Origin of the sequence: Phocaeicola sp. RTP21359st1_B8_RTP21360_211022 (assembly GCF_040911965.1) — a bacterium.
Classification (GTDB): domain Bacteria; phylum Bacteroidota; class Bacteroidia; order Bacteroidales; family Bacteroidaceae; genus Phocaeicola; species Phocaeicola vulgatus.
The window spans coordinates 1-13809 of sequence record NZ_JBDFXP010000079.1; the positions used below are offsets into that span (position 1 = coordinate 1).

At 46.1% G+C, this 13809-nt stretch carries 8 protein-coding genes and 1 tRNA gene; 8 read left to right on the forward strand and 1 reads right to left on the reverse strand.

Going from position 1 to position 13809, the window contains the following annotated elements:
- Nucleotides 1-24: 24 nt before the first annotated feature.
- The 8 genes from AB5062_RS21825 to AB5062_RS21860 all read left to right on the forward strand — a co-directional run bounded on the left by AB5062_RS21825 (nt 25) and on the right by AB5062_RS21860 (nt 13416).
- Nucleotides 25-564, forward strand: coding sequence for a hypothetical protein (locus AB5062_RS21825; RefSeq protein ID WP_368326978.1), 540 nt, complete (start codon nt 25-27; stop codon nt 562-564).
- Complete coding sequence (locus AB5062_RS21830) at nt 564-1022, forward strand: hypothetical protein (protein ID WP_368326979.1); 459 nt, start codon at nt 564-566, stop codon at nt 1020-1022. The genes AB5062_RS21825 and AB5062_RS21830 overlap by 1 nt, the downstream gene beginning before the upstream one ends.
- Before the next feature lie 11 nt (nt 1023-1033).
- On the forward strand, nt 1034-7306 hold the full coding sequence (locus AB5062_RS21835) for a hypothetical protein (protein ID WP_368326980.1): 6273 nt from the start codon (nt 1034-1036) through the stop codon (nt 7304-7306).
- A 20-nt stretch (nt 7307-7326) separates the two neighbouring features.
- Nucleotides 7327-8259, forward strand: a complete 933-nt coding sequence (locus AB5062_RS21840; RefSeq protein ID WP_151851103.1) for a hypothetical protein — start codon at nt 7327-7329, stop codon at nt 8257-8259.
- A 4-nt stretch (nt 8260-8263) separates the two neighbouring features.
- Nucleotides 8264-8950, forward strand: a complete 687-nt coding sequence (locus AB5062_RS21845; RefSeq protein WP_229510570.1) for a hypothetical protein — start codon at nt 8264-8266, stop codon at nt 8948-8950.
- A gap of 21 nt (nt 8951-8971) precedes the next feature.
- Nucleotides 8972-10186: an Ig-like domain-containing protein gene (locus AB5062_RS21850; RefSeq protein ID WP_151851101.1), complete on the forward strand. Its 1215-nt coding sequence runs from the start codon at nt 8972-8974 to the stop codon at nt 10184-10186.
- A gap of 22 nt (nt 10187-10208) precedes the next feature.
- Complete coding sequence (locus AB5062_RS21855; RefSeq protein WP_185151814.1) at nt 10209-12545, forward strand: glycoside hydrolase family 2 protein; 2337 nt, start codon at nt 10209-10211, stop codon at nt 12543-12545.
- A gap of 88 nt (nt 12546-12633) precedes the next feature.
- The gene (locus AB5062_RS21860; RefSeq protein ID WP_151851099.1) at nt 12634-13416 is read left to right on the forward strand and encodes a class I SAM-dependent methyltransferase; all 783 of its coding nucleotides are present in this window, start codon (nt 12634-12636) and stop codon (nt 13414-13416) included.
- A 317-nt stretch (nt 13417-13733) separates the two neighbouring features.
- On the opposite strand, the gene AB5062_RS21865 is transcribed toward AB5062_RS21860, so the two are convergent.
- Nucleotides 13734-13807, reverse strand: a tRNA-Asp gene (locus AB5062_RS21865).
- Nucleotides 13808-13809 lie beyond the last annotated feature (2 nt).

Sequence of the window (13809 nt, forward strand, 5' to 3'; positions counted from 1 at the left end):
TAGTAATTTTGTAACAAGTTATGGATGGAGCTCTTTTCAATTAGAATACAGCGCACTTTTCAATTAGTATCTACAGACAATTTGGAAAAGTACCTGCAAACCTCCATTTTCCGTTCACTGATAGCCGAAAAATACAAGGGACAGATTCAATCGCTGTATGACAGTTTCTACGAATCCGGCAAGGACGGACTGACGCAGACCGAAGTGGAGAACTTGCGGAAGCAGCAGCAGGAACTGGCGGACGCCATGCTGGCAGACCGCGAAAATATGATGAAGGCATTCGGATGGAGTGCCGATGACACCGCGTCCTCTTCCTCTCAGTCAGGACGTGCCGGAGCGGTGACAACGATAACAGAAGAAACGGGTGGGAAAATAGAAGGCACCCTAAACGTCATGACCAACCACCTTATAGAAATGGATGACAACATTAAGGATATCAGCAAGAACTCCTACGAGTCTATCGGGCTGCTGTCAAAAATTGCGGAAAACACCGCATGTCTGCCCGCAATGGCAGAGGTATTGGAAAGAATGGACATTAACGGAACACGAGTAAAGATAATATAATGAATTTAAGCGGATACATGACAATAAATGGCAAGGACGCATCGACGGAGTACGGTGCATTCCTCTGTGAATTGGGAGAATCGGAACACACTAACATGGACGAATTATGCAAGATGCCGAAGATGAAGGCATATACCGCAGTGTCTTTCCGTGAGCGGAACGGAGAGCAACTGCCCGACAAGCTGCCTTCTCCTTGCTTTGAGGCGATTGACCGCACTCTGCAATTTATCGTTACGGCCGATACGGACACTTTACGGCATACCCGATATGCAGCTCTGATGGCAGAGTTGAAATCCGGCTGGCTGGATTTCAAGATAAAAGGACTGCGGAACTACAGAATGTATATGTCTGAACCATCCGCCCCGAAGTGGTACCCTCTTCCTTCCACGAATGGCAAGTATATCTGTATTTTCAAAGTGAAATTCCGCGAGCCTGAACCCGTTTTAAACAACGATTAAACATTGTACAAATGGAACTCAATATATACAACCGTGCAGGAGAATTAAAAGAAACAGTCTCGCCGTCTTCATCGTCACAATGGGTCAGGGAGATCGGTGCAGAATACGTTGTATCGTTATCTTTCAAAACATGGGATTTTTTCATGCTCGACGTGAACGATTACATCGAGATGGGGGGATGTAAATTCAAAATCAAGAAGGAATATCGTCCGAAGCAGATCTCCACACAGGAATATTCCTATCAGGTTCACTTCTACGGGCGGGAACATGATGCGGAGGATATCAAGCTGTGTCGGCTGACACAAGGAGAAGACGATTTGGAAGTGACATTCGCCTATGAAGCCACTCCGCTTGAAATGCTGACCAAAGTGGTCCAAAACCTGAACCGAAATACGGACAACGTGATGTGGAGAGTAGGCGAAGCCGTTTATGCGCCACGTCAGACCTTTGAATTTAACGACGTGTTCTGTTGGGATGCGCTGAACAATATTGCAGCACAGCTGGAAACAGAATGGTGGATAGACGGTGACTATCTGAACATGTGCAAATGCGAGCGCGGCGAATCGGTATCGCTTGGCTATATGCAGGGATTAACTTCACTGACACAACAAGAAAACAGCAACACGGTACGGTTCTTTACGCGCCTTATTCCACGCGGAAGCACAAAAAACATAGACCGAAATAAATACGGGTATGATCGCCTTCAATTGCCTTCGCGTGCCAAATTTATTGATCTTAATACAAAATACGGTCTGAAAGAACATGTGGAAGAAGCTGCCTTTGAAGGAATATTCCCACATCGCGTCGGTACGCTCTCAGCTGTGCGCAATGAGGAAAAGGAGAATGAGGAAACAGGGAAATTCATTGTCTATCATATAAAAGATAACGGGCTTCCGTTTAACCCGGATGACTATAGGCTCGACGGTAAGGTGATTCATCTCACCTTCCAATCAGGGAATCTTCAAGGCAAAGACTTTGAAGTAAACTGGAATTATGATACGCAGGAATTTGAGATCATTAATATCTATCCCGATTCTGTCACTCAGTTGCCAGGTGGAAATATGATTCCCGCTGTCGGAGATGCCTATATATTATGGAATCTTCGTATGCCTGAATCTTACACCACAGCAGCGGAACAGGAGTATGAATCGGCTGTCAATAACTTTCTGAGTGAGTACGCCCGCGATACTGCTATCTATTCAGGCGACACGGATTATATATATGTAAATACGAATAAGGTTCCGCTGGTGTTGGGGCAGCGTGTACACCTGCTTTCATCGGAATATTTCGGAGAAACGGGATATCGAGACAGTCGTATCACAAAGATCTGCTGCAAACTAGAGAACTTGAGCATTGCGACAATAGGATGTTGTAACACAGTAGGGCATTCGTGGAAAAATTCGATTGAAAGCTCGATCGGGGAGTTGAAATACACCTTGGCGGAACAACAAAAAAAAGGAGAAGCAAAGATTCTCAAGACAGGAGATACAGAAGTTCCTTCGGAATACAATGTATTCTCGGCCTTACGCGCACTCGGTGAATTTATATCAAAGAAAAAGGATGATATCGTACAAGGGGTTATCACCTTTTTAAAAGGCATCAGAATTGGCAAATTCGTCACCGGCTTAATAGGCGGCAGCGGCGCGTCCATCTACCTTGACTCGGACGGGAAGACGGTCATGGAAGCTGACAAGGCTGTCTTCCGAGAAGAGCTGGTTGTGCCCAAAATCACCTTCAACTGCATCGATGTAATAAGCGGTGACAAGGCCAACACATTCGCTTACGGAAGGATAAAGACCGTGGACAAGGAAAAACAGGTAGCCACGCTCGATCTGCTGGACGACCAGTGGGGTACACTGCATGTCAATGATATCTGCCGCGGAGTATTCCACAACATCGAAGGCGGAAACTATACGGATGACGCATACGATGACAATGGCTTTATGGGCTATTCTGGATTCGCCACCTCCTACTTCACCCCTACCAGAATTGTGGAGAGCAAGGCAGGTGGCATGACATTCGAATATTCCCTGCAGGCCGGGACAAACATCCATCCCATGCCGGGCATGAACTTCTTCGCCTACGGGAACTTCACCGATGTGGAGCGGCAGGCCATCACGTATGAGAACAGATACTATACTCGCAGAATGACGGGAGTGAACACCTGGATCATCCATCCTACGAAGAACATCTCCATGCAAGACGGTCTGCTCGAAGGACTGACTATCGGGAACATGGAGATGCACGGTTACGGCTACTTTGGCACAAATCAGTATTTGACTGGTGTACATATTCAGTTCACCCCCTCACAGATCGAGGAGATAAGGGGAGATTCAGTCTATAATGTGAGTTTGTCGGATAATGAGGGCGTGATAACCGTAGACGTAGATGATGACGGAAACATTATAGGCGGACTTACCGAATTACAGAATGTGATAGCCGGCGGAACCACTGTCGTAAACGGCAGTGACAATGTGGTCACCACAAGCTACAAGCTAAAGACACGCATACAGGTATTCAAAGCGGCCACAGAATTAGTTTATTCAGATACCATGCAAATAGGCAGATATGTAGTTCGGATGGAGTGCGCCGGATGCTCAGCGGTGATAACGAACGGTGTGCTCTATGTGATCAACATAACTGATCTTGACACCTGCTATGTGGCTATGAAGATAAATTGTGAGGGCAAGGCTGTATTCGACAAGGTGTACAAAGTGACGGTGATCCGTAACGGACGGAATCCCATCATCGCAGACATAGACAACGAAATGGCATCCGTGGCCTGTGACCAGAACCGACATGTCGTGCTAGGACTTCCGGTGTCAACCACTGTAAGTGCCTGGTATGGCACAACGCCTCTGGCTTTGGACAAGATAGAACTGCAAACACCGTCGGGAGTCACAGCTACGGCGGACGCACAAACTGGCAGGATCACAGTCACAGCCATCAGCGACAATGCGGCAGACACCCTCCCGGTAGGTATTACCATACACACCACCTTCAGAGGATCACAATACATAAAGAAACTTACCCTTACCATAAACAAGCAAGTGTCCGGAGAGAATGCCGTGATATACCAACTGCTTCCCAGCGTGAATTCCGTGAAGATCAACGAGGAAGGGCAATATACGGATGCTTTCGTAAGCTGCAAGGTGACAATGACGGAAGGTAAGGGGACATACTCATTGTCGTCACTTCCTTCCTGGCTTGTGATAAAGTACAGTTACGATGGAGGCAATGAACTGGACTATGCCTACGGAAGCGATATCAGCTTCTTCGGAAAGAATGAGTTTGTGAAGTTCTCCCTGTATAAGGACACTGTCCTGCTAGACCGTGAGACCATTCCGATGGTGATAGACGGACAGAGTGCGGTCATTGCCGATCTTGACAACGAGATGGACTCGGTAGCATGTGATGATTTGGGGCATGTGATATCCGGACTTCCTGTGAATACCAATGCGAGCATGTTCGGGGGGACAGCACAACTGGTACTGACATCCGTATCCTTGTCCGCTCCTGCTGGTGTTACAACCGACTATGTGAACAACGGGTCTTATGCGACCGTGAGCGTAACCGCCATTACAGATGCGGCTGATGTGACACTCCCCATAGTCATCACATTGAAAGCGGTTTATCTGGGCGTTACTTACACCCGTAGTCTAACTTTTACCGTAAACAAGCTGATTGCCGGAGAAAATGCAGTCATCCACAATCTTCTTCCCAGCACAAGTACAGTGAAGATAGATGACAGGGGCAACTACTCCCACCCGTCTGTGAGCTGTGCAATCACTGTGACGAACGGAAAGAACAATGTCGGGTCTCTTGAATCTGTTCCATCCGGGTTCAGTATAAAGTACAGTATCAATAATGCTACAGAGGCGACATATACTTATGGCAGTGCCGTCAATATAACCGGAATAAAAGGTACTGTCCGTTTTTTCCTTTATAAGGGAAGTGTATTAATAGATCAAGAAACCATACCCGTCATCATGGACGGCACCACTGTCGTGGTGGCCGATCTTGACAACGAGATGGACGGGGTAGCATGCGACCAGTACGGTAATGTGACCGGAGGACTGCCATTGAGGACGAATGTCTACATCTATGCAGGGAGTACACAACTGACAGTTACTTCCGTGATGGTATCCACGCCTGCCGGTGTGACAGCCGGCTACGTAAACAACGGGTCTTATGCAACAGTGAGTGTAACCGCCATTACAAGTGGTGCGGATGATATGTTGCCTGTGTCAATCACTGTGAAAGCTGATTCGGGAGGTGTGCAGTATACCCGTACCGTCACCTTTACAGTAAGCAAAATAAGACAGGGTGATACGGCGGTAGTCTATAGAATTCATCCATCTGTGGATAAGATAAGGAAGACTGTAGATGGCGTAAATTCACCATCCTTCGTATTCTGTTCGCTCAGCAAGGTGGAAGGAAACAAGGCTGCCGTATCTGTTTCTTCCCTTCCATCCAGCTATTCGTTATATTATTCAATAGACGGAAGTTCAAATATGTCCTGTGGCGTGGGACAGCCCATATCTGCCAGCGGGGCTTCCACTAATGTGGTATTCAGTCTGTATTACAACGGAACCGTGGTGGACCGTGAGACAGTCGTTGTTCTGAAGGACGGTGAGAGAGGCGACAAGGGTAATCCGGGGGAACCAGGCTCTGATGGAAGCGATGGTATAAGCTATTATCTTGTTCCTTCGGTCACCCAAATAGGCTCAACCGCTACGGGGAGTCCTGAGCCGTCAAGCTTCACAGTCTATCATAAGTCAAAAGTGGGATATGGTACAATAAATAATACCTCCGCCTATATGGCCGTATGGGGAAGCAATGACGGGGTGGGCTACACTATGATAGGTTCATGTTCCTATACGACCTACAAGACTGTCAATGCCGCATCATACCCGTACAAGTACTTCGTGATAAGGACATACAGCATCTCAAACCCGTCATGGAATAGTACTTATTTGCTCAGCGTGTCTGTGAACAGGGTATATGATGGCACGGACGGGGCCATTGGTACGGCAGGGGCGATGCCGAGGCCCTGCGGGCTATATAGTTCGTCAAAAACCTATGTATACAATGATGATTTCCGTGATATTGTATATGACAATAATGGAAGGGTATGGATGGTGCAGACGCACGGTACTTCCATGTATGGGAAGCCCCCCTCATCCTATGCCGGTAACGGCTGGCTGGAGGGAAGCAAGGAAGTATTCACAGCAATAGATACCGCGCTGATAGACGGGGCAAACATAGCCGGGTTCGGATTTAAAAACGGCGTAATGGCCTCGTTGGATGGGCAGACCACCGATTCTTTCAATCCGGAAAATTCAAAGTTGATACTGGACGGAAAGAGAGGACGCGCCACGATATTGGAAGGCGTATTCAAGAGGCTGTACTTCGAGGACTGCTTCACCAAGAACAGATTCCTGAATCTGAGAGGCGTGCATTTGAACGAATATGATCCAGAGGAAAGCTACAGGATAGGTGACTGCTACTATTCCGGCTCGTCCATATACACGCACCAGTCCGATGGTGACACGAAACTTGATTACGGATATGTATATACCGGTTATTTTTCTTACATAGTAAATCCGGCATACAGCAGGATGATACAGGCCGGATGTGCAGAGGCCGGAAAAATGAATGTCATATATATGCCTGACGTGTCGGAGGACAACTATGGTACGGAAGTGGTCATCTGTGTCCCGTCCAGAATCGGTACCAGATCTGTTACCGGTGAGGAGGGCCGTTGTGTCGTGAGTCAGAGAAACGTCATCAATGTAGACGAGAGGACCTTGCTGATAGGAGATGACACGAAAGGCGGAGACGTCACGCTGGTCAGCACGCCTATGGGGTGGCTGGTAAAGACACTACACCATGTTGGGTGTGATAACGCACGGGTGATGAGATTACTGTTTGGTGGAGGTTCATCTTCATACAGCGTATCAATAGACAGTGCGTGCATCAATATTAATACATCGAAAATCTCCGTGAAGCGGAACGGTGTAGGGGATGTGACGGTGACTATAAGGTCCGGAACTGCCGGGTTCTTCTATGGGTCACATGTGAACGTTACGGGATACGGAAATGTATTGGGCTCATCCGAGTCGCCTGTCAAGGCCACCATAGGTGATATTTCCTACTCCAGCCTCTCATACGACTTCATCGTGAGGGTATTGTTATCCGATGACAGTTCACGCAACGATGGCAGCTTCTTCATGGACGTATATTCCAGCAAGTCCATTTACATAGGAAAAACCAGCGAATAGTTCTCATAAAGAATAAAGACATGGCAGCAGAAATGACAAACATAGACATACGGGAATTTACCACTCTGTCCGGAACGGACGGCGAAGACAGCGTACTGCTTGTACAGGAATCCGGAGCGAACGGCAAGATAAAGATCGCTCTTTTCAAACAACTGCTAACGTCACATGTCATTCCTTCCATCGTGGAGGGAACATGGTGGATAGGCGACGCGCCCACGGGGGTGACAGCTATAGGAAAGACCCCGCTGTTGCGACGTGGAAAACTAGGTGTGGAATATAAGTACGATACGGATGATAACACAATGTGGCGTCTGCTTATCAACTATGACGATATCGTATTGAGGTATCAGGACCTGACAGAAATGCAGAGGCATGAGCTGTCGGGAAAAAACGCGTATCTTCGGAAAGAGAAGGATTACATACAATGGAGCTTGGGGAAGGACGGCATGTATGACGGATGGCAAAACCTTATCCCCTTGCTTGATATAAAGGGAAACAAGGGTGACCCAGCGTTATTCCGCCGCAACGGTGACTTTGTACAGACAAACAATACAGAAGGCGGTTGGGAAGACCTGTATAACATACGCGACTATGCCGGAGCCGTGGAGTTCGCGTTGGAACTGGGAAACCGCACGGATCTGGCCGTTTCTCAAAAGCTGCTGACGGACTCGCTGAAAGGGCTGTCATCCACACTGGGAGGGTTGAACAACGTGAACAGGAATGCGGATGACACTTTTGAAACGATCAAGGTGCTCGCTAAGCTCCCCGACAAGAGCGAATTTGAGATGGTCTCTCCAGGCGAACTCGGGATCAAAACCGGCGATAACATAAACATAGCCACGTTTGACGTGGAGGAGGGATGTGTCATGATGCACACGCCCGATCCGAACTGCGGCAACGTGAGTTTCAATATCGGGGATGATGGTAATTTTTACGTTAACATAAACAATTGAGAATATGGCGACAACTAATCTGGGACGGATCATGATGATGTTGAAGGACGAATATGAGAACGCCCGGTCTTATGTGAAACTTGACATCGTGTCCCACCTTGGCGGCGGATATTGCTGCAAGAAACCGTGCATCGGCATTCCGCCGACCAATACGGAATACTGGCTCTGCATAGCCAGACGCGGAGATGACGGGCAGGTGCGCTGGAACGCGCTGACGGCGCAGGAAAAGGAAAGCATCCTGTCGAGCATTGAAACCGACGTGCTAGGATTCACCCACGCTGGAGGATTCCGGGTGACGGACGCGGATGGGAACGTAGTGATAAGCTATGCGGCCGGTAACGGGCTGGATACGGCCATGCTGTCGGACCATATCAAGATTCTGATACGGGAGATAGACGGATGGCTGTCCGTCGGCACTATTTCCGGCACCGCTTTTGACGGGAAGCTGGGCATGGAGCTGGGCGCGAAAGTGAACAGGCTGGACCTTCGCACAATGAAGTTCTCCAATTTTCTGGAAGTGGAGGAAAACGGTCTTTACGTCTGCGATACGGGCGGAAACATAGGCATGAGATATGACGCGGACGGGCTGGACTTCGCTGTCCTGTCGCCTCACGCGAAGGAAGTGCTTGAGTCCGTGGGTATAGGAGGAGTGGAATACGAACGGGCAAGCGATGTGGAATATGATGTTTGATTTTTTTTATAATATATATTTATGAGCGGAATAGCGATTGTAATACCGGGAGCGGACTTCTCGGCTAAGAATTTGGGAAAGGTGACATTCCTTGAAGATGTCGCGGTGACAGGAATAACCATCAATGGCGCATTAGCGGCTGAGGGCATGACAAGCCTCTATACAGTCACATACCATCCGGCAAACACCTCGCAGAAGGGATGTGTGTGGAGCGTTGAAAGCGGTTCGGAATATGCTTCGATAGACGCTTCTACCGGAGTGCTTACAATTAAAAGCGGTGCTTCGGCGAACAATGTGGTCATCAGGGTGACATCCACTTATGACAGTGCCGTGACTGTGACAAAGACGGTGACGGTGACTTACAAAGAAACGGTTGACGAGCTGACGGGCATCAGCATCATCGGTGAATCGGAAGTGGGTCTGGACGGCAGTCCGTTCTCTATTTCCTATACCCCTGAAAACACCAGCCGTAAAGGCGTGGTCTGGAGTGTCGTCAGCGGAAGCCAGTATGCGTCCATTGATCGGGACGGTTATCTGACGGTGGTTGCGGACGGCTCTGTTACCATAAAGGCAGTTTCAGTCTGCGACAACAGTATCACCGCAACGAAGACGATAACCACGACTTCATTCGTACCGGCTATTTTCCTCAGCATCAACAATGACGAAAGAGGTGTTCTCACCGATATCGTTGTCGCGGATATCTCTAGCGCCGAGATGGAAGTCCTGCTCATGACACGCGATGCAGGCAATTTTGCAATCGGCTCCCGAACTTCGGGTTCAGCCAATGACAGATTCGGTATCATACCGGGCATCACCTTGAAAAGCGGTTACTGGAATGCCCTGTTCGGGAACGCCTCACTAGGAGACGTCAATTTCCCATTATCGAAACCATCTTCAGCAAATATATTCAAGGTAGGCAGAGAAGGAGCTTCCCTAAATGGTACTATGGTACAATATACATCTACTCCCGATATCTCTTCTTCAAACACGGCCCCCTTTGCTATCGGTAATTTCTTTAACAACGGCACAAAATCATGGCATTTCGAAAAGAGGTCCACTAGCGGATCCGCCCGTGTGGCTTATGTCAGGATTAAAGAGAATGGCGTTCTCACACATAATTTAAAACCTTACAAGGACGGCTCCGACTTCGGATTTACAGATATTGTAACCGGCAGGAAATACAGTGCTTCGTCACTGGTAGGCGCATCTTATGTAGAAAATTTATACGCTTCGTGACATGAGTGGACATATAACAAAAATGAAGGACAAGGTAACGGGGGCAGATATCCTTCCCGTTACCGTATTTGATGCGGTGAAAGACAGCAAGGGCACTTCTTTGTCCGTAGTGTTACAGTCAATGCTGGAAAGGCTTTTGCATCTTGTGGATGATGAAGGCTTTTATGTATGTGATGCGGACGGGAACATAGGAATGCGATACGATGCCGACGGTTTGAATGTGGCACAGATGTCTGATGCCATGAATGAACAGGTCTACAGCTATGTCAAGGCACAACAGCAGGATGTCGGGAATGAAATATTTCCGGTGAAAGTGACCGAACTAGCGGAATGGAAATTCTCAAAGAATGCTTCTGGTGATTTTGCGGATGTAACATTGCCGCATAGCTGTAATGCTGCTGACGGACAGAGTGCGAGTTATTACCGGGGCGACACCTACTATAAATATACTCTTACAGTTCCGGTTTCCGGAATAGGCAGCAAGAACTATATCCTGTTGCTGAAGTCGGCCGCACAGGCAGGGTATGTATCCGTCAACGGTACCGTGATATCCGTACACAAAAGTGGATATACACCATTTACCGTTGACCTGACAGGCTCCCTAAAAGCCGGTTCTAATGAGATAATGATAAAATGCAGCAACCAGCTTGATACTACGATGCCTCCAGTTTCCTCAGATTTCAACAAGAACAACGGACTTCACGACCGTGTTTATCTGATTGAGTCTGGAAAACTGCACGCTGATATGGAAAATTACGGCTATGACAAAATGCATGTGTTTCAGAAATCTGTAACAGACGACTGTGCAACCGTTCAGGTGAATACTCGGATTGTCAATGACACCGGAACGGACCGGGTATGCAATGTGCTGATATCCTTGTCTGACTCCGACGGAAGCATAGTGTCAAGGGATATTGAAACTCTCCTTGTTCCGACCACTGGTATGGAATACATGAAAGAAATCACCATAGACAATCCACATTTATGGAACGGGCTGACTGACCCTTATTTGTATACCGTCACTCTTGTAATATCTGCAAATTCTATCGTTTGTGAAAACCTGTCAACAAAAGTAGGCTTGAGATATTATAGAATGGATGCTGGAACAGGATTCTATTTGAACGGGAAAAGTTATCCGCTGCGTGGCGTGGCGCATCACCAGGACCTATACGGGAAAGCAAGCGCACTGACAGAGGCAGATATTGATGCGGATTTTGAATTTATCAAGGAACTGGGATGTAATTTCATCCGTATTGCCCATTATCCGCACAATCAATACACATTCGAGAAGTGTGATGAATTGGGGATAATTGTACAAACTGAAATTCCATGGGTGAACGAATGTGGCGTTAATGCCACGGACGTCTATCTTATGAATATCAAGCGGCAGATGAAGGATATGATCATCCATCACTACAACCATCCAAGTATCGTTTTCTGGGGCATGTGGAACGAGCTCGGCAACACTCATGACAATAATCCCCAGGGAACATTGGATGTGGCAAAAGTAGTGGAATGGACTGAAGAATTATACTTGTATGCAAGGAACCTTGACGCTACCCGTTTTATCGGCATGGCAGATGACAAGCAATATAACAAGCCGGGATGGGACATGCTTGCCGGAGATTATCATGCTGAAAATGTGTATCGTGGATGGTATACGAATCAAAGCATTTCAGGCGCTGATGAAATGAAGGGAGTCATGATGGGTATAAGGAACAGGATGGGATGTACGGCTTTGACCGAGTATGGTTCAGGATGCAATCCTTATTGTCATTCTGAGAAACCTGATACTACCACAAACAAAGGCAGTAATGGCGCACGCCATGATGAAGAGTATGCCAATCTTTTGCATGAGAGTCATTTGAGACAGATTTGTGAAATGGATTTTCTTGTGTTCACATCGGCATGGGTATTGTTTGATTTTGCCGTAGCTGCAAGAAAGGAAGGTTATATGCATTGTACGGATGGAGTAACCACCACGACTGACACTTCGAAGTATTATATCAATGACAAGGGGTTAGTAACTCGCGACCGTGGCCTTAAAAAGGATGCGTTCTATCTGTATAAGGCAAAGTGGAATCAGAAAGAAACGACTGTCTACATAACATCAAGAAGATTCATTTCTCGTCCTTCCTCTGTAATTACGATCAAGGTCTATTCCAACGCTGAAACTCTCAGACTGTATCAGAATGGTGTACTGAAACAGACTTTGACCGGGAGTGGTGAAGCAACGGGAGTCATCTGGACATTCCAAGCCATTCCTTTTGAAAATGTAACTGACACATTTAAAGTGATAGGTTTTGATAAAAATGGTGTTGAATTCCGAGATAATGTTGATTTTAGTGTGAATAAATGAAATAATTGATTATAAATTTTAGTTAAATCGGATTAGTGATACTATTACTACGATTTAATTATTACATTTACTTAAAAATAAAAATATTATGAAAGCGGCAGACAAGTTACAGCATCTTATATGGAAAACAAAATTATACAAAATTACGCATCCATATTTACATTGGGGATTACGTTATGTGTGCCCTTTCTGCGGTTTCCATTCTTCCGGTTATGCGAAATGCGGCGAGGATTCTGAATTATTCTCCCGTATTCATGTTATCGGAGCAGGTAGAAGGTCTGCCGCTTGTTGGAAATGTAATTGTCGCGACCGTGAACGCCTTTTATACGTTTATCTTAGAGATATAGTTCATGTCTTTGATTCTTCTCGGAAATTTCATATTCTTCACTTTGCCCCAGAACCCCACTTAACGGAAAGACTAAGGACGTTAGCCAATGTCAATTATATATGTGGCGATTTGTTCACCACCGGTTATTCTTATCCTGACTATGTGAGAAATATGAACGTGCTTGATATCCCTTTCAAAGAAAACAGCTTTGATATTGTGCTATGTAATCATGTGCTTGAACACATAGAAAATGATCAAAAGGCCATGCAGGAGCTTTATAAGGTGTTAAAAAAGACTGGAATCGCCATATTACAAGTACCAATAGCTTCAGACCTAGCGCATACTTATGAAAATTCTTCTATAACAGAACCTGAATTACGTATAAAGCATTTCGGACAAAAAGACCATGTACGACTTTATGGCATGGATTATAAAACCAGACTTGAGTCTGTAGGATTCAAAGTAGATATGGTGAATATTGCCGATAGATATCCTAAATATGGATTAAATCCATTTGAAACCCTTTACATATGTCACAAATAAGTAATCCAGTTATCTTTAAATTCACATGATATCATACTAAATTGTATTCAAACATCGTTTGGATACAATTTAAAAATCACAAGAAATAGAGTAATTATCGCATTTCGATTTGTGCTAATAAATGTAATCCTACCGCAAAATGATTTGAAATATCATCTCATTTCGTTTTGCGGTTTATAGACAGAGAATTTATAACACCCCTTACTTATAAAATTCTCATCTACTTTATGCTCTAAATAATTAATACCCAATCTTACATATAATAAAATGTAAAATTGAGTATCTATTATGTAATCTACTGATAATCAGTATTTTCGCGGTGCGTACGGGACTCGAACCCGTGACCCCATGCGTGACAGGCATGTATTCTAACCAACTGAACTAACGCACCAA

Coding starts and splice junctions, on each gene's coding strand:
- AB5062_RS21860 (WP_151851099.1), top strand. CDS start 12,634: ATGAAAGCGGCAGACAAGTTACAGCATCTTATATGGAAAACAAAATTA.
- AB5062_RS21845 (WP_229510570.1), top strand. CDS start 8,264: ATGGCGACAACTAATCTGGGACGGATCATGATGATGTTGAAGGACGAA.
- AB5062_RS21835 (WP_368326980.1), top strand. CDS start 1,034: ATGGAACTCAATATATACAACCGTGCAGGAGAATTAAAAGAAACAGTC.
- AB5062_RS21825 (WP_368326978.1), top strand. CDS start 25: ATGGAGCTCTTTTCAATTAGAATACAGCGCACTTTTCAATTAGTATCT.
- AB5062_RS21850 (WP_151851101.1), top strand. CDS start 8,972: ATGAGCGGAATAGCGATTGTAATACCGGGAGCGGACTTCTCGGCTAAG.
- AB5062_RS21830 (WP_368326979.1), top strand. CDS start 564: ATGAATTTAAGCGGATACATGACAATAAATGGCAAGGACGCATCGACG.
- AB5062_RS21840 (WP_151851103.1), top strand. CDS start 7,327: ATGGCAGCAGAAATGACAAACATAGACATACGGGAATTTACCACTCTG.
- AB5062_RS21855 (WP_185151814.1), top strand. CDS start 10,209: ATGAAGGACAAGGTAACGGGGGCAGATATCCTTCCCGTTACCGTATTT.